Source organism: Streptomyces sp. DS1-CR2 (assembly GCF_055760475.1).
In genome coordinates this window covers 6796658-6812416 of the sequence record NZ_CM147085.1, presented here as the reverse complement: position 1 = coordinate 6812416, position 15759 = coordinate 6796658, and the positions used below count along the sequence as shown (strand labels likewise).

Genomic DNA, 15759 nt, shown 5'->3' with positions numbered 1-15759 from the left:
GACGGTGCTCCTTGAGGGGGAGGAGGAGGGGGTCGGTGTAGGGGCCGGGGTCAGCCTCGGGCCGCCGCCGCACCCGCGAGTTCGGCGATGTCCGCGAGCATCCGCGCGACGTCCGGCTCGCGGCGCGTGAAGAGCCGGAACGCGTCCGCGGCCTGGAACACCGCCATGCCTCCGCCGTCGAGCGTGGCGCAGCCCAACTCCCTTGCGGTACGCAGGAGTTCCGTCTCCAGCGGGCGGTAGACGACTTCCGCGACCCAAAGGGACGGGCGCAGCAGGCCGGCGGGGAGCGGGAGCCCCGGGTGGGCGGCCATGCCGGTGGGTGTGGCGTGGACGAGGCCGTCGGCGCGGGCGAGGGGCTCTTCGATGCGGTCCGGGGTCCCGGCGGACGCACGGCCCTCGCCGAAGTGCCGGTTCAGCGACGCGGCCAGGTCCGCGGCGCGCTCGGGCAGTGCGTCCACGACGGTGAGGTGGCCGCCGCCCAGGGTGAGCACGGCGTGCGCGACGGCCGCGCCCGCGCCGCCCGCGCCGAGCTGCACGACCCGGTCGAGCGGGGCGTCGGGCAGGCCGCGGGCGAAAGAGGCCGCGAATCCGGTGACGTCGGTGTTGTGGCCGACGGCGCGCCCGTCCTCGAACACGACGGTGTTGACGGCGCCGAGCGCCTCCGCCTGCGGGGCGAGCTCATCGAGGTGCGCAATGACGAGCTGCTTGCAGGGGTGGGTGATGTTCAGGCCGTCGTAGCCCACGGCCCGGGCCGCCCGCACCAGGTCGCCGACCTGGTCGGGGGTGACACCCAGGTGGTCGATGTCGATCAGCCGGTAGAGATGGCGCAGGCCCTGGCGGTCGGCCTCCCGCTCATGGAGCGCGGGGCTCAGCGAGGGGCCGATGCCCGAACCGATCAGACCGACGAGACAGGAGTCCTGGGACACCGCGCTCCTCCTAATGTACGAACTGGTTCGTTAGTCATACCAGGAAGGCGTCATCCTGGAAAGGGCAGCCCGCCACCAGCCCCGACCCTGCTTCTACAATCACCAGCACCGAACCGACCCGGAGGAACGCATGGCCACAGTCGAAGAGCCGACGCGACCCGCCGGACGCATCCGCGACGCCGCCCGCACCCGGGCCGAGATCCTCGACGTCGCCACCCAGGAGTTCGCCCGCGCCGGATACACGGGCGCCCGCGTCGACGAGATCGCGGCCCGCACCCGCACCACGAAGCGGATGATCTACTACTACTTCGGCGGCAAGGAACAGCTGTTCACGGCGGTCCTGGAGCACGCGTACTCGGCGATCCGGCAGGTCGAGCAGGAGGTCGACGTCGACCATCTGGACCCGGTCGCGGCCATCCGCCGGCTCGCCGAGCTCACCTTCGACCACCACGAGGCGCACCCCGACTTCATCCGCCTGGTCTCGATCGAGAACATCCACGAGGCGGAGCACATCGCCGCCTCCGAACAGCTCGGCGCGCTCAACTCGCCCGCGATCGAGGTGATCCGCCGCATCCTCGACGCCGGACGCGCGTCGGGCCTGTTCACGGCCGGGATCGACGCCGTCGACCTGCACGCGATGATCAGCTCGTTCTGCTTCTTCCGGGTCTCGAACCGGCACACGTTCGGCGCGCTCTTCGGCCGCGACCTGGTGGCGGAGGACCGGCGCGAGCACTACCGGACCATGCTCGGCGACATGGTCATCGCCTATCTGACGGCGGACCGCACCGGGGACTAGAGGGTGCCGGGAGGGCACCTCGTGCGGAAGTTCTCGCGGCCCACCTCTTGACACGCGGGTAACGCCAGCGCAACATCCGTAGCCAATCCACTACTAACTACCCAGTGGGTTAATTAACCGCTCGCCCCCACCCCAGGGCCGGCGAGAGACACCGCGACACCACCCCGCACCCCTCCGCTCGCTTCACCGCCGAAGCGTCCCCCTAGGAGTACGCCGTGACCGTCCCCTCCCCCGGCGCCGCCGCGCCGCCACAGGCCCCCGAGGGCCAGCCGCGCAAGGCAGCTCTCGCGGCCTGGACCGGCAGCGCCCTGGAGTACTACGACTTCTTCATCTACGGCAGCGCCGCGGCCCTGATCTTCCCCAAGGTCTTCTTCGACGAGTCCGACCCCGCGAACGCGACGCTGCTCTCCCTCGCCACCTTCGGCGTCGCCTACGCCGCCCGCCCCGTCGGCGCGCTCTTCCTCGGCCACATCGGCGACCGGCTCGGCCGCAAGAAGATCATGGTCTTCACGCTGATCCTGATGGGCCTGTCCACCTTCCTCATCGGCTGTCTGCCGAGCCGCGCCCAGGTCGGCTCGCTCGCCCCCGTGCTGCTCGTGCTGTGCCGCGTGCTCCAGGGCATCTCCGCCGCGGGCGAGCAGGCCAGCGCGAGCTCGATGACGCTGGAGCACGCGCCGCCGGGCCGACGCGGCTTCTTCACGAGTTTCACCCTCAGCGGCACGCAGGCGGGCCAGCTCATCGCCACCCTCGTCTTCATCCCGGTCGCGGCCCTGCCCGAGGACCAGCTGCTCTCGTGGGGCTGGCGCGTCCCGTTCTGGCTGAGCGTCGCCGTCGCCGTCGTCGGGTACGCGATCCGGCGCTCCCTGGAGGAGACCCCGGCCTTCGCCAAGCAGGCGGCGACGGAGGGTGTCGTGAAACTGCCGCTGGCCGTACTGCTGCGCGACCACTGGGCCGACGTCCTGCGCGTCGTCGCCGGATCCCTGATCGCCTCCGTGAGCACGATCTTCACCGTGTGGGCCCTGTCGTACGCGACGAGCGACTCGGTGGGCATGGACCGGTCCGGGATGCTGTGGGTGGGCGCCCTCGCCAACGTGGCGGCCCTCGGCGCGATCCCGCTCTGGGCGAAGCTCTCGGACCGTATCGGCCGCAAGCCGGTCTACCTCGTGGGCGCCGTCGGCAGCGCCGTGCTCATGGCCTGCTATCTGTGGGCGATCTCCACGGGTTCGTACCCGCTGGTCCTCGTCCTCGGCATCCTCACCTTCGGGGTCGTGTACAGCGCGGCCAACGGCGTCTGGCCGTCCTTCTACGGCGAGATGTTCTCGACCCGCGTGCGGCTCTCCGGTGTCGCGATCGGTACGCAGATCGGCTTCGCGGTGGCCGGGTTCGCGGTGACGTTCGCGGCGCAGCTCGCGGGTCCGAACGGTGACGACTGGTCCACGGTCGCCCTGTTCACCGCGGCCCTCTGCGTACCGCCGGTCATCGCGGCCCTCACCGCGCGCGAGACGCACCGGGTGCCCGCGGAGCGGCTCGGACTGCGCCCGGAGGCCGAGGCCGCCGACCGCGTGCCGGCGAAGGTCTGACCTCGCGCCGCCCCTCGACGACCGAACCGCCGCGCGCCGCCCCGCACTTCACCGCCGGAACTCATACCGCGCCGAAGCGGTCCCGGTGCGGCGGCGGCGCCGTAGGCTTGATCTCCCGGCCACAGATGGGGGATGGCATGCAGCGCTATGGACGGCTCCGGCAGATCCGGCGGCTCGACCCGGACCGGGACTGGCTGGCGATCTACCGGCTGACCGCCACCTACGAATTCCCGTGGGACCTGACCCGGGCGCTGGAGCTGGCGCTCTACCGCACCTACGCCGTGCCGAGCATCGGCCAACTGCTCGACCGGACAGCCGAACTGACGGAGCGTTCGCAGAAGCGGTACGACGACACCTCGCTGCTGCTGGACACCGTCGTCGAGCACGGCTTCGACAGCGTCCAGGGGCGCACGGCGGTCCGCCGCATCAACCAGATGCACCGCAGCTACGACATCAGCAACGACGACATGCGGTACGTCCTGTGCACGTTCGTCGTCGTGCCCAAACGCTGGATCGACGCCTACGGCTGGCGCCGCCTCTCGCGCCACGAGGTGATCGCCTCGGCGCACTACTACCGCGCGCTGGGCCGGCACATGGGAATCCAGGGCATCCCGGAGTCCTACGAACAGTTCGAGACCTGCCTCGATACGTACGAGGCCGAGCACTTCGGCCGGGACGAGGCCGGGCGCCGGGTTTCGGACGCGACGCTCACTCTCATGGCGTCCTGGTATCCGGGCGTCCTGGAACCGGTGCTGAAGAAGGCGACGGTCGCGCTGCTCGACGAGCCGCTCCTGCGCGCCTTCGACTACGAGCCACCGAGCCCTCTCACGCGCACGCTCGTCCGGGGCGCCGTCCGCCTGCGCGGCCGTGCGGTACGTCTGCTGCCGCCCCGCCGCGCGCCGCACCAGGCCCGCCAGAACTGGGAGATCAAGGGCTATCCGAACGGCTACCGGGTCGGCGAGCTCGGCACGTTCCCGACGCCGGGCCTGCGCGGCTGCCCCGTCCCGCACGCGGCGCCGCCCGGCGAGGGTTCAGGGGATCACAGGCCGCCACCGCGCACGACGTAACTGCATTGCGTGTACGAGTATCCCGGCCTGATCTCGCTTCCGGCGGCACGGTCGGAGACGGCCGCCGTCGTCGCGCGCGGCGCCGTGCGCGACGACGCCTCCGGCGGGCACGGCGAGCAGCACGATCCCTAGAGCTGTCGCCACAACTGGGCTGCGGAGTGGAGTGGTTGCGGCTCGCCGGGCCGCGTCCAGGGCGGCGAGGAGCAGCAGGAGCCCGTACCCGACGAACAGCCCGGCCTCGACCAGACGAAGCGTGACGGGATCATCCTGCTGCACGACATCTACAAGGGCACCGTGCCCGCGGTCCCCGGCGTGATCGACGAGCTCAAGGCGAAAGGCTACGTGTTCGTGACCGTGCCGCAGCTCTTCGCGCCGGGGAAGAGGGCGGCGGTGCCGCGCGTGCGCAGCAGGTCGGCCTCCGCGTGGAGGCCGCGTCCCGCGGGGTCGATGACGTGGGCGTCGTGTGCCATGGGGCGCTCCAGCCGGTGTGGGGGTTTCATGATCAAATCGGCACAACAGATCGTAGGGTCTCAGGAGTGAGGAAGCACGCGGTTCCGGCGCGCGCCGGGCAGCGCCGCGAAGAGCGCCGGCGGTTCTAGGATCCGGGCGTGGCCTTCTTCCGAATCACCCGTGAATCGCCGCTTTCCGCCGCCGAGGCGTGGCGCCGCATGACGGACTGGGAGCGGCACGGGGACGTCGTCCCCCTCACCCGCGTCAGGCTCGCGACCCCGCCTCCGACCGGCGAGGGCACCGTCTTCGTGCCGCGGACCGGCGTCGGGCGCCACACCTTCGACGACCCCATGGAGGTCGTCGACTGGGCGCCCCCGTACGGCGACTCGGCCGGGCGGTGCCGCCTGGAGAAGCGCGGCACGTTCGTCACCGGCTGGGCCGAGATCGAGGTGGCGCCGTACGGCGCCGGGTCCCTCGTCGCATGGCGCGAGGAGATCCGCGTCCGCCCGCTCCCGCGATGGTGCGACCCGCTGCTCGCGAGGGCGGGCCGCCTCATGTTCACACGGGCGGTCAAGAAGCTGCTCCAGTACGGAAGTTGAGCCGCGGGATCACTCACCCTCTTCCGATGACACGCCTGGCGCCCGCGAGGACCGCCGTCGCCAGGGTCCAGCCGGAGACCACGAGGAAGACGGCGACGGCCTTGCCCGCGCCCTGCGGATCCCAGGAGCCGCGATAGCCGAGACTCGCCACGGGGATGAGCAGGTCGACGCTGTAGAGGACCGGGTCCCAGGCCCGCTGCCCGGAGCCGCCGACCGCGCGCGGCTCGTGGTACGCGAACCACAGGGAGCCCGCGGCGGCCAGGGAGAGCAGCCAGACGAGCGCCCGGCGCGGGGCGTAGCCGTACCCGAACAGGAGGTCCTGGACCAGGCCCCAGGCGCGACCCGACAGCCGGTCGAGGCGGCGCACATGGCGCTCCCTCGCGTGCCGCACGGTGCGCGCGGACCGCTCGTCGCCCGCGCTCTCGTACGACGTCGCCAGCTGCTCGAAGGAGCCCGCGCCCGCGTTCGGGTCGCGGGTCAGCCAGCCGATGCGGGCGCGGACGTCGACGGGTCCGGCGGTCTGCAGGCGCTTGTACGTGAAGCCCTCGAGGTTGAGCCGGCCCGGGGCGGCCCAGGTGGCGGCCGAGTCCACGAGCACGTCGACGGCCGCGTCCTGGAGGACCACGGCGCCGGCCGGTGGTTCACGCAGATCGAGGCGGAGCCGTGGCGCCCGGAGCCGGCTCAGGAGCAGCGCGCCCGAGGGTCCGCCGATGACGCTGTCGTGGAATGTCACTACGCCCTCGATCGTGGCGGCGCGCAGCAGCACCTGCCCGGCGCTGCGGAAGCCCCAGTCTGCGTACAGGCCGCGCCCGCAGGCGAGTCCGGTGCCGTCGAGGCCGCCGACGTCCGCGCCGTCGAGGTTGAGGGCGTACGCGATCTGGGCGTCCCTCAGATAGAGGGCGCCGGAGGCGGTGAGGCCGCGCGCGTGGACCGAGCCCGACACGTTCAGGCGGGGGGCGAGCAGGGACCAGAGGCCGGAGTCGGCGACGGTGAGCTGTTCGACGACGAGGTTGCCGTCTATGCGCGCGTCGGCCAGTTCCAGTACGGCCGATGTGGAGTCCTCCGGCAGGCGGCGCGGGACTCGCGGGCCGTCACCGGCCGCGGGCGGGGCGGTCAGCGGCTGAGCGACGGGCGTTCCGCTGCCGAGCGTGGCTCCGGACAGCCGCAGGTCGCCGTCGACGGTGATCCGGTTCGCGTGCAGGGAGGGTGCTTCGGACCCCGACAAGTCCAGTGCGCCGACGGTGAGTTCGGCGAGGCGGAGTGGCTCGTCGAAGACGCAGTCGACCAGTTCGAGGACGGCGTCGATGCGGCAGCGGGACAGGTCGAGCCGGCCGCGTACGCGCAGCCCCTCGAATCTGAGCGGGCCGCCGGTGCCGTCCTCGTGTCCGGTGATCTCCTCGCGCAGCCGGGCCGCGTCGACCGTGTCACCCGGCGCCGGGCGCCACCTCGGACGCCTGCTCCCCCTGAGACGTGCCATCGTCGCCTCCCCCTTTCTCTTCCTCCTCGCAGGAGATATCACGCGAGGGCGAACACGCGCGCGGTCCTTGCGGTGATACTGAATCGATGGACCGCTCCTCCCAGTTCGCGCCGTTCGGTACGCGCGCCGCCGCGCTGCTCGGCCAGTGGCAGCAGCAGAACCACCGCCCGCTGACCGCCCCAGCCTGGCTCGACACCGGTGGCAGCGGTGCGTCCCTGGCCTCCGTGTTCGTCCGGGACAGCGATCCGGGGCGCACCAAACGGCGGATGATCATCAAGCTCTGTTCCCCGGACGGCGACTCCTCGATGGAACCGGGGCGGCTCGCTGCCGCGAGGCGGTCCCTGCCGAACGGCGATCCCTCGTTCCCCCGCGACCATCTGGTGGAGCAGCTCTACGATCCGATGCCGGTGGACGACGCCTGGCTGATGTTCCAGGGCTTCGCGGGCAACGACGAGACCATGGTGACGCTCAGCACGATCCTGCGGCAGCGGCGCATGCCCGGCGTCGCCGCGCAGATCACGCGGTCCCTGCTGGCCGACTGGAATCCGGACGAGGACTCGGACGGGCAGATGTCCGCGGCCTCGTTCGTCTCCGAACTCCTCGACCGGCGCCTCGAACCGGCGGAACCCCTGGCCGTCTGGGTCCGCGACAGACTGGGCCTCGACCTGGAAACCGCGTGGATCAGACTGGGCCGCACGAACGCCGCGCCGGTCCCCAACCCCGTACATCTGACGGGAAGTTGCCCGCTCGCGGGGCGCACCCTCGACTATCCGATGCGCGGCCGGGCGCACGGCGATCTGCACCCGGGCAACGTCATGGTGCCCAAGGAGCCCGACGCGGACATCGGCCGCTACGTCCTGATCGACCTGTCGCGCTTCGACGAGCGGGCGCTGCTCGCCCGTGACCCCGTGCATCTGCTGCTCTGCCTGGTGGCCGACTTCCTGCCGCACCTGTCCGACGACGCCCGCGCCGAGCTCCTCGACCTGCTCATCGGCCGGGACACCCCGGGTCTGCTGATCCCGCAGGGCCTGGCCCGGACGGTCGACGAGGTGCGGAAGGCACCGGGCGGCTGGCTGCACCAGCGCACCATCGCGGGCCAGTGGACCGGTCAGTGGCTCCTGTCGATGCAGGCGTGCGCGCTGATGTTCACGGCCCGCGTCCGGTACGACGCGCGGGACCGGTGGTGGTTCTTCCGGCTCGCGGCGGAAGCGGCCGGCGCTTATCTGGGGCCGGCCGAAGCGTACGAGCCGGGTGAGGTGAAGTTCGTGCCGGGGCCACAAGAGGCCGAACCGAAGGGGGTGGAGCTGGTGGCCGCGGCGGCGAAGGTGCCGGAGCAGGTGACACCGCCCGAAGCGAGGCCCGAGGCGGAGCCCGGTCCCGTACGTGTCCCCGCCCCCGCACCCGTACGGGAGTCAGCCCCCGAGACTCCCCCGCAGGCACTCCCGGGCACGCTCCCGGCGCTCCTCCTGGACCTCGGCAACGCCTTCGGGACCGGACTCGAAGAGCTCAGGCAGCAGGAGGCGGGGGCGGTCATCGCCAAGACGCTCGGCTTTGTCAGGGAGCGGGCCCACCGGGGACAGATCGATCTCTCGGCGCTGCTCGACGCCGCCGACGGCACCCTCGGCGAGGAGGACCGGTCCCGCCTCCACGCGGTCCGCGGGCACCTCGCCAGTGTCAGCGAGGCGGCGAACGAGCCGGAGTTCTCGTACAAACAGCCGTTGTTCGTACGGGACCTGGCTCATCGGGCCCTCGTCATGAGGATCGACCAGCTGCTCGGATCCGCGCGAGACGCCGCGCTCGGCCTTCAGGCCGGTCAGGCCACGGACCCGATCCGCCCGGAGGGTGCCCGCGCTGCGTCGGGGTGAATCGGCGTGTGGGCGCCGGTCAGCGCGACGCCGCTGCCGCCGCGCCGGCTCGCGACGATCTCCGCGGCGATGGACAGGGCCGTCTCCTCGGGGGTGCGGGCGCCCAGGTCGAGGCCGATCGGCGAGCGCAGGCGCGCCAGTTCGAGTTCGGTGACGCCGACGTCGCGCAGGCGGTCGTTGCGGTCGAGGTGGGTGCGGCGGGAGCCCATGGCGCCGACGTAGGCGACGGGCAGGCGCAGCGCGAGCTGGAGGAGCGGGACGTCGAACTTGGCGTCGTGGGTGAGGACGCACAGGACGGTGCGTCCGTCCGTCCGCGTGCGCTCCAGGTACTTGTGCGGCCATTCCACGACGATGTCGTCGGCGTCGGGGAAGCGGGCCGGCGTGGCGAAGACGGGGCGCGCGTCGCACACCGTCACGTGGTAGCCGAGGAACTTGCCCACCCTGACGAGCGCCGCCGCGAAGTCGATGGCCCCGAAGACGATCATGCGCGGAGGGGGGACGGACGACTCGACGAGGAGGGTGAGGGGCCGGCCGCAGCGCGAGCCGCTCTCGCCGATCTCCACGGTGGCGGTGCGTCCGGCGTCCAGGAGCGCGCGGGCCTCGCCGGCCGCGGTGCGGTCCAGTTCGGGGTGCCCGCCGAGGCTGCCCTCGTAGCCGTCTGCGAAGCCGCTCTCGGGGTCACTGCCGTCGCGTACGAGGATGGCGCGGCCCATGAGTTCGGCCGGGCCCTGGGTGATGCGCGCGACCGCCGCCGCCCTGCCTCGGGCGGCGGCGGACAGCGCCGCCGCGAGCACCTCCCGTCCCGGGGTGTCCGCGCGAACCGGGGTGACCAGGATGTCGATGATTCCGCCGCAGGTGAGTCCCACGGCGAAGGCGTCGTCGTCGCTGTAGCCGAAGCGTTCGAGGACAGTCTCGCCGTCCTGGAGCGCCTGTTGGCACAGTTCGTAGACGGCGCCCTCCACGCAGCCGCCGGAGACCGAGCCGATCGCAGTGCCGTCGCTGTCGACGGCGAGTGCGGCGCCCGGCTGCCGGGGCGCGCTCCCGCCGACGGCCACCACGGTGGCCACGGCGAAGTCGCGTCCCTGCTCGACCCACCGGTGCAGCTCTTCGGCGATGTCCAGCATCTCTAGGTCTCCTTGTCGGTTGCGTGGAGGGCGCGGGGCCCTCACGGGCCGGGCGTCAGTGGACGCCCAGCCATCCTTCGATCGGGTTGAGGGCGAAGTACACGAGGAAGATCACTGTGAGGCCCCACATGAAGGCCCCGATCTCCCGGGCCTTGCCCTGGGCGACCTTGATGGCGACCCAGGAGATGACGCCCGCGGCCACACCGGTGGTGATGGTGTACGTGAAGGGCATCAGGACCACGGTCAGGAACACCGGGATCGCGGTGGCGCGGTCCGCCCAGTCGACGTGCCGGGCGTTCATCATCATCATCGCGCCGATGACGACGAGCGCGGCGGAGGCGACCTCCTGGGGCACGATCGCGGTGAGCGGGGTGAAGAACAGACAGGCCGCGAAGAACAGGCCGGTCACGGCGGACGCGAGTCCTGTGCGGGCTCCCTCGCCGACACCGGTCGCGGACTCGACGAACACGGTCTGACCCGAGCCGCCGGCGACACCGCCGATGGCGCCGCCCGCTCCGTCGATGAACAGAGCCTTGGACAGGCCCGGCATGCGGCCCTTGTCGTCGGCGAGCTCGGCCTCGGTGCCGACGCCGATGATGGTGGCCATCGCGTCGAAGAAGCCGGCGAGGACCAGAGTGAAGACGATCATGCCGACGGTCATCGCGCCGACTTGGCCCCAGCCGCCGAACTCGACCTGCCCGAAGAGCGAGAAGTCGGGCGTCGAGACCGCGCTGCCGTGCAGTTCGGGGGCTCCGTTGGCCCACTGCTTGGGGCTGATCACGTCGAGCGCGTTGAGAATCATCGCGACGACGGTGCCGGTGATGATGCCGATCAGGATGGCGCCGGGGGTGTTACGGGCCTGGAGCATGAAGATCAGGAGCAGGGTGCCCGCGAAGAGTAGGACGGGCCAGCCGGCGAGTTCTCCGGTGGCGCCGAGCGTGAGCGGGGTGGCCTTGCCGACCTGTACGAAGCCGGACTTGTAGAGGCCGATCAGGGCGATGAAGAGGCCGATGCCCATCGTGATGCCGTGCTTGAGCGCGAGAGGAATCGCGTTCATGATCATTTCACGGAGACCGGTGACGACCAGGAGCATGATCACCACGCCGTACATCACGCACATGCCCATGGCCTGCGGCCACGTCATCTCGGGTGCGACCTGCGAAGAGATCACACCTGAGACGGAGAGGCCGGCGGCGAGTGCGAGCGGCACCTTGCCGACGAAGCCCATGAGGAGCGTGGTGAACGCCGCGGCGAAGGCGGTGGCGGTGATGAGGGCCTTCTGGCCCATCATGTCGCCCGCCACGTCCTTGCCGGACAGGATCAGGGGGTTGAGCAGCAGGATGTACGCCATGGCCATGAAGGTCGTGACGCCGCCGCGCACCTCACGCGCGACAGTCGATCCTCGTTCGGATATGTGGAAGTACCGGTCGAGCCAAGACCTGCCGGCCGACGGACGCGAGCCTGCGCCCGCGTCCTCGGCGGTGGTCTTCGGCTCCAGGGACTGCTGGGTCATGGTGCCTACTCCCAAGGTTCACAGGGACACCCGCACAAACTTCGTTGGAGATCGCGGGATTTGGGATGCTGCGTGGGCTGCACGACCCGGGGGACGGCCCGAGACGAACGGGGTAATGCGTAGCTGTGTTACGCAAGAAACCGTGTTGCTGGTGTTGTTGCCGGTGGTGCTGGTGGTGCTGGTGCTGCCTTTGGTGCTGGTGGTGCTGGAAAGAACCGCGAGCGGTGCGGTACTTGAAGGCTCCGGACGGTGCGGGCTGGGAAGTGTGACGTTCCTGGGAGGCACGCACCGTCCGGAGAGCTCTGTCAGGCCGGGCCCGTTCCCGTGAGGTGCTCGGGGCGTACCGGAGTCCGGTCGAGCTCCAGGCCCGTCGCGTTGCGGATCGCCGCGAGGACGGCCGGCGTGGACGACAGGGTCGGGGCCTCACCGATGCCGCGCAGCCCGTACGGGGCGTGGTCGTCGGCGAGTTCGAGCACATCGACCGGGATGGTCGGCGTGTCGAGAATCGTGGGGAGCAGATAGTCCGTGAAGGACGGGTTCCTGACCTTCGCGGTCTTGGGGTCGACGACGATCTCCTCCATCACCGCGATGCCCATGCCCTGGAGCGTGCCGCCCTGGATCTGCCCGACGACGGACAGCGGGTTGAGCGCCTTGCCGACGTCCTGGGCGCAGGCCAGCTCGATGACCTTGACCAGGCCGAGCTCGGTGTCGACCTCGACGACGGCGCGGTGCGCAGCGAACGAGTACTGCACGTGACCGTTGCCCTGACCGGTGACCAGGTCGAAGGGGACGGTGGGCCGGTGGCGCCACTCCTCCTCCACCTCGACGACCTCGCCCTCCAGGACGTCGACGAGATCGGCGAGGACCTCGCCTCCGTCGGTGACGACCTTGCCGCCCTCCAGGAGGAGTTCGGCCGTCGCCCACGCCGGGTGGTAGGTGCCCATCTTGCGGCGCCCGATCTCCAGGACCCTCTCGCGCACCAGCTCGCAGGCGTTCTTGACGGCGCCGCCGGTCACGTACGTCTGACGCGACGCGGACGTGGAGCCGGCCGAGCCGACCTGCGTGTCGGCGGGGTGGATGGTCACCTGCCCGACGCCCAGCTCGGTGCGGGCGATCTGCGCGTGGACGGTGATGCCGCCCTGGCCGACTTCCGCCATGGCGGTGTGCACGGTGGCAACGGCCTCGCCGTTGATGACCTCCATGCGCACCTTGGCGGTGGAGTAGTCGTCGAAGCCCTCGGAGAAGCCGACGTTCTTGATGCCGACCGCGTAACCCACACCCCGGACGACGCCTTCGCCGTGCGTGGTGTTGGACAGACCGCCGGGCAGCTGGCGCACGTCGGAGCCCTCGCTGGACTCCCACTGGCGCTCCATCGGCAGCGGCATCGCCTGGACCCGGCGCAGCAGTTCGGCGACCGGGGCCGGGGAGTCGACCGGCTGGCCCGTCGGCATGAGGGTGCCCTGCTCCATGGCGTTGAGCTGCCGGAACGCGACCCGGTCCATGCCCACCTTGTCCGCGAGCTTGTCCATCTGGGCCTCGTACGCGAAGCACGCCTGGACCGCGCCGAAGCCGCGCATGGCGCCGCAGGGCGGGTTGTTCGAGTAGAGCGCGATCGCCTCGATGTCCACGTCGTCGATCACGTACGGACCGACCGAGAGCGACGAGGCGTTGCCGACGACCGCCGGCGAGGCGGAGGCGTAGGCGCCGCCGTCGAGGACGATCCTGCACTTCATGTGCGTGAGCTTGCCGTCCTTGGTCGCCCCGTGCTCGTAAGTGAGCCTCGCGGGGTGGCGGTGGACGTGCCCGAAGAACGACTCGAAGCGGTTGTAGACGATCTTGACCGGCTTGCCCGTGCGCAGCGCCAGGAGGCAGGCGTGGATCTGCATGGACAGGTCCTCGCGGCCGCCGAAGGCGCCGCCGACGCCGGAGAGCGTCATGCGGACCTTGTCCTCGGGCAGGCCGAGGACGGGGGCGATCTGCTTGAGGTCCGAGTGCAGCCACTGCGTGGCGACGTACAGGTCGACGCCCCCGTCCTCGGACGGCACGGCCAGACCCGACTCGGGGCCGAGGAACGCCTGGTCCTGCATGCCGAAGTAGTACTCGCCCTTGACGATGAAGTCGGCCTTCTTGGCGGCCTCTTCGGCGTTGCCGCGGACGATCGGCTGGCGGTGCACGATGTTCGGGTGCGGGACGTGGCCGATGTGGTGGTCGTCGCGGCCCTCGTGGACGAGGATCGCGTCCGGCGCGGTCGCGCTCGCCTCGTCGGTGATGACGGGGAGTTCGCGGTACTCGACCTTGATCTTGGCGGCGGCGCGGCGCGCGGTCTCCGGGTGGTCGGCGGCCACGAGGGCGACGGGCTCGCCGTGGTGGCGGACCTTGCCGTGGGCGAGTACCGGGGTGTCCTGGATCTCCAGGCCGTAGTTCTTCACGTCGGTCGGCAGGTCGTCGTACGTGAGTACCGCGTAGACGCCGGGAGTTGCGAGGGCCTCGCCCGTGTCGATGGAGAGGATCTCGGCGTGCGCGACCGGGGAGCGCAGGATCTGTCCCCAGAGCATGTCCTCGTGCCACATGTCGGACGAGTACGCGAACTCGCCGGTGACCTTGAGGGTGCCGTCCGGGCGGAGCGTGGACTCGCCGATGCCGCCCTTGGTCCTGGAGCCCTGCGTGACGTTGAACGGGATGCCGGTGGTGCGTGTGTCGGCCATGGCGTCAGGCTCCCTGGCTCGGAACAGTTGCGGTCTGGCGCGCGGCGGCGAGCCGTACCGCGTCCATGATCTTCTCGTAGCCCGTGCAGCGGCACAGGTTGCCCGACAGGGCCTCACGGATGTCCGCGTCGGACGGGTCCGGGGTCCGCTCGAGCATCTCGTCGGCGGCGACCAGGAGACCCGGCGTGCAGAAGCCGCACTGGACGGCGCCGGCGTCGATGAACGCCTGCTGGATCGGGGAGAGTTCATCGCCCCCGCCGGTCTGTGAGTCGCTCGGCCTGGACTGCCACTGCTGGGCGTCCTGGAGCGAGGTGCCCGCCTTGCCGGCCTTGCCCGCGTCGTCGCCGCAGGCGCCGCTCGCGCAGCCCCCGTGCTGCGCGCGCTGCCTGGCGAAGTCGGCGAGACCCTCGACGGTGACGACGTCACGGCCCTCGACCTGGCCGGCCGCGACCAGACATGAACAGACCGGTACGCCGTCGAGGCGGACGGTGCAGGAGCCGCACTCACCCTGCTCGCAGGCGTTCTTGGAGCCGGGCAGCCCCATGCGCTCACGCAGGACGTACAGGAGGCTCTCGCCCTCCCACACGTCGTCGGCTTCCTGCTGACGGCCGTTGACCGTGAAATTGACGCGCATTACGCGACTCCCTCCGTGCTTGCGGCGGTACCGCGGTAGGACTCCCAGGTCCATGTCAGGGTGCGGCGGGCCATGATGCCGACGGCGTGCCGGCGGTAGCTCGCGGTGCCCCGGACGTCGTCGATCGGGTTGCAGGCGGCCGAGCAGAGGTCCGCGAACTGCTTGGCGACCGAAGGGGTGATGATCTTGCCGTTGTCCCAGAAGCCGCCCTCTTCGAGCGCAGCGTTCAGGAATTCCTCGGCGGCCTTGGCCCGGACCGGGGTCGGCGCGGCAGAGCCGATGCCGGTACGGACCGTGCGGGTCTCGGGGTGCAGCGCCAGGCCGAAGGCGCACACGGCGATGACCATCGCGTTGCGGGTGCCGACCTTGGAGTACTGCTGCGGGCCGTCGGCCTTCTTGATGTGGACGGCCCGGATGAGCTCGTCGGCGGCGAGCGCGTTGCGCTTCACGCCGGTGTAGAACGCGTCGATCGGGATCCGGCGCGAGCCGCGTACGGACTCCACCTCGACCTCGCAGTCGGCGGCGAGGAGCGCGGGGTGGGCGTCACCGGCGGGCGACGCGGTGCCGAGGTTGCCTCCGACGCCGCCGCGGTTGCGGATCTGCGGCGAGGCCACCGTGTGCGAGGCCAGGGCCAGGCCGGGCAGCTCGGCGCGCAGGTTCTCCATGATCTTGGTGTAGGGGACGGAGGCGCCGAGGCGGACGGTGTCCTGCCCGACCTCCCATTCGCCGAGCTCTCCGATGCGGTTCAGGTCGAGGAGGGACTCGGGGCGCCGGTGGTCGAAGTTGATCTCGACCATCACATCGGTGCCACCCGCGAGCGGCACAGCGGTGGGGTGCTCGGCCTTGGCGGCGAGCGCCTCCTCCCAGCTGGCGGGGCGAAGGAAGTCCATGAGCGGCTCTCTTCTTCGTTGATCTCGTGGTCGGTCGTTCGAACGGATCGAGCCACGGGATGTGCGGACCTCGAAGGCTCGTTCATGTGCTGTTTACGTGGAGTGGGCTCAGTACACAGCGCGGCACTCCGCC

The 15759-nt window shown here is 71.0% G+C and carries 15 protein-coding genes and 1 pseudogene; 8 read left to right on the top strand and 8 right to left on the bottom strand.

The window, feature by feature from the left end; translation table 11 throughout:
- Positions 1-50: 50 nt before the first annotated feature.
- Positions 51-926 (bottom strand): shikimate dehydrogenase, encoded by an 876-nt coding sequence (locus ACY0PA_RS32160; RefSeq protein ID WP_473080988.1) that lies wholly within the window; start codon positions 924-926, stop codon positions 51-53.
- A 130-nt stretch (positions 927-1056) separates the two neighbouring features.
- Between ACY0PA_RS32160 and ACY0PA_RS32155 the strand changes: the two genes are divergently transcribed.
- From ACY0PA_RS32155 to ACY0PA_RS32135, 5 genes and pseudogenes are all read left to right on the top strand, one after another.
- A complete protein-coding gene (locus ACY0PA_RS32155) occupies positions 1057-1722 on the top strand; it encodes a TetR/AcrR family transcriptional regulator (RefSeq protein WP_473080987.1) in 666 nt (221 codons plus the stop codon).
- Positions 1723-1937: 215 nt separating this feature from the next.
- Positions 1938-3302, top strand: coding sequence for an MFS transporter (locus tag ACY0PA_RS32150; protein WP_473080986.1), 1365 nt, complete (start codon positions 1938-1940; stop codon positions 3300-3302).
- Between the two features lie 137 nt (positions 3303-3439).
- Positions 3440-4369 carry an oxygenase MpaB family protein gene (locus ACY0PA_RS32145; protein ID WP_473080985.1) on the top strand — a complete coding sequence of 310 codons (930 nt, stop codon included), beginning with the start codon at positions 3440-3442 and terminating at the stop codon, positions 4367-4369.
- Between the two features lie 9 nt (positions 4370-4378).
- Positions 4379-4501 (top strand): hypothetical protein, encoded by a 123-nt coding sequence (locus tag ACY0PA_RS32140; RefSeq protein ID WP_473080984.1) that lies wholly within the window; start codon positions 4379-4381, stop codon positions 4499-4501.
- 105 nt (positions 4502-4606) lie between these two features.
- Positions 4607-4750: pseudogene (locus tag ACY0PA_RS32135) on the top strand (polysaccharide deacetylase family protein); the annotation flags it as partial.
- Here ACY0PA_RS32135 and ACY0PA_RS32130 read toward each other — a convergent pair.
- Positions 4708-4839 carry a hypothetical protein gene (locus ACY0PA_RS32130; RefSeq protein WP_473080983.1) on the bottom strand — a complete coding sequence of 44 codons (132 nt, stop codon included), beginning with the start codon at positions 4837-4839 and terminating at the stop codon, positions 4708-4710. The pseudogene ACY0PA_RS32135 and the gene ACY0PA_RS32130 overlap by 43 nt on opposite strands.
- A gap of 138 nt (positions 4840-4977) precedes the next feature.
- On the opposite strand from ACY0PA_RS32130, the gene ACY0PA_RS32125 reads away from it, so the two are divergent.
- A complete protein-coding gene (locus ACY0PA_RS32125) occupies positions 4978-5418 on the top strand; it encodes an SRPBCC family protein (protein ID WP_473080982.1) in 441 nt (146 codons plus the stop codon).
- Between the two features lie 13 nt (positions 5419-5431).
- On the opposite strand, the gene ACY0PA_RS32120 is transcribed toward ACY0PA_RS32125, so the two are convergent.
- Positions 5432-6895, bottom strand: coding sequence for a hypothetical protein (locus ACY0PA_RS32120; protein WP_473080981.1), 1464 nt, complete (start codon positions 6893-6895; stop codon positions 5432-5434).
- An 86-nt stretch (positions 6896-6981) separates the two neighbouring features.
- Here ACY0PA_RS32120 and ACY0PA_RS32115 point away from each other — a divergent pair, with 86 nt between their 5' ends.
- A complete protein-coding gene (locus ACY0PA_RS32115; protein WP_473080980.1) occupies positions 6982-8760 on the top strand; it encodes a hypothetical protein in 1779 nt (592 codons plus the stop codon).
- Here ACY0PA_RS32115 and ACY0PA_RS32110 read toward each other — a convergent pair.
- Both ACY0PA_RS32110 and ACY0PA_RS32105 read right to left on the bottom strand, forming a co-directional pair.
- Positions 8709-9884, bottom strand: a complete 1176-nt coding sequence (locus ACY0PA_RS32110; RefSeq protein ID WP_473080979.1) for an XdhC family protein — start codon at positions 9882-9884, stop codon at positions 8709-8711. The genes ACY0PA_RS32115 and ACY0PA_RS32110 overlap by 52 nt on opposite strands.
- 55 nt (positions 9885-9939) lie before the next feature.
- Entirely contained in the window at positions 9940-11397 is a 1458-nt protein-coding gene (locus ACY0PA_RS32105; protein WP_473080978.1) for an NCS2 family permease, read from the bottom strand.
- Between the two features lie 142 nt (positions 11398-11539).
- Between ACY0PA_RS32105 and ACY0PA_RS32100 the strand changes: the two genes are divergently transcribed.
- The gene (locus tag ACY0PA_RS32100) at positions 11540-11725 is read left to right on the top strand and encodes a hypothetical protein (protein ID WP_473080977.1); all 186 of its coding nucleotides are present in this window, start codon (positions 11540-11542) and stop codon (positions 11723-11725) included.
- On the opposite strand, the gene ACY0PA_RS32095 is transcribed toward ACY0PA_RS32100, so the two are convergent.
- Genes ACY0PA_RS32095 through ACY0PA_RS32085 form a run of 3 tightly spaced genes read right to left on the bottom strand, consistent with a single transcriptional unit; the run spans position 11703 to position 15626 of the window.
- Positions 11703-14102, bottom strand: coding sequence for a xanthine dehydrogenase family protein molybdopterin-binding subunit (locus ACY0PA_RS32095; RefSeq protein WP_473080976.1), 2400 nt, complete (start codon positions 14100-14102; stop codon positions 11703-11705). The genes ACY0PA_RS32100 and ACY0PA_RS32095 overlap by 23 nt on opposite strands.
- 4 nt (positions 14103-14106) lie before the next feature.
- On the bottom strand, positions 14107-14736 hold the full coding sequence (locus ACY0PA_RS32090; protein WP_473080975.1) for a (2Fe-2S)-binding protein: 630 nt from the start codon (positions 14734-14736) through the stop codon (positions 14107-14109).
- Positions 14736-15626, bottom strand: coding sequence for an FAD binding domain-containing protein (locus ACY0PA_RS32085; protein ID WP_473080974.1), 891 nt, complete (start codon positions 15624-15626; stop codon positions 14736-14738). Before ACY0PA_RS32085 ends, ACY0PA_RS32090 begins: the two co-directional genes overlap by 1 nt.
- Positions 15627-15759: the final 133 nt, after the last annotated feature.

What these genes read in the sequence shown, in the direction of transcription:
- ACY0PA_RS32095 (WP_473080976.1), bottom strand. Translation starts at nt 14,102, where the DNA reads ATGGCCGACACACGCACCACCGGCATCCCGTTCAACGTCACGCAGGGC.
- ACY0PA_RS32115 (WP_473080980.1), top strand. Translation starts at nt 6,982, where the DNA reads ATGGACCGCTCCTCCCAGTTCGCGCCGTTCGGTACGCGCGCCGCCGCG.
- ACY0PA_RS32130 (WP_473080983.1), bottom strand. Translation starts at nt 4,839, where the DNA reads ATGGCACACGACGCCCACGTCATCGACCCCGCGGGACGCGGCCTCCAC.
- ACY0PA_RS32105 (WP_473080978.1), bottom strand. Translation starts at nt 11,397, where the DNA reads ATGACCCAGCAGTCCCTGGAGCCGAAGACCACCGCCGAGGACGCGGGC.
- ACY0PA_RS32145 (WP_473080985.1), top strand. Translation starts at nt 3,440, where the DNA reads ATGCAGCGCTATGGACGGCTCCGGCAGATCCGGCGGCTCGACCCGGAC.
- ACY0PA_RS32110 (WP_473080979.1), bottom strand. Translation starts at nt 9,884, where the DNA reads ATGCTGGACATCGCCGAAGAGCTGCACCGGTGGGTCGAGCAGGGACGC.
- ACY0PA_RS32090 (WP_473080975.1), bottom strand. Translation starts at nt 14,736, where the DNA reads ATGCGCGTCAATTTCACGGTCAACGGCCGTCAGCAGGAAGCCGACGAC.
- ACY0PA_RS32120 (WP_473080981.1), bottom strand. Translation starts at nt 6,895, where the DNA reads ATGGCACGTCTCAGGGGGAGCAGGCGTCCGAGGTGGCGCCCGGCGCCG.
- ACY0PA_RS32085 (WP_473080974.1), bottom strand. Translation starts at nt 15,626, where the DNA reads ATGGACTTCCTTCGCCCCGCCAGCTGGGAGGAGGCGCTCGCCGCCAAG.
- ACY0PA_RS32155 (WP_473080987.1), top strand. Translation starts at nt 1,057, where the DNA reads ATGGCCACAGTCGAAGAGCCGACGCGACCCGCCGGACGCATCCGCGAC.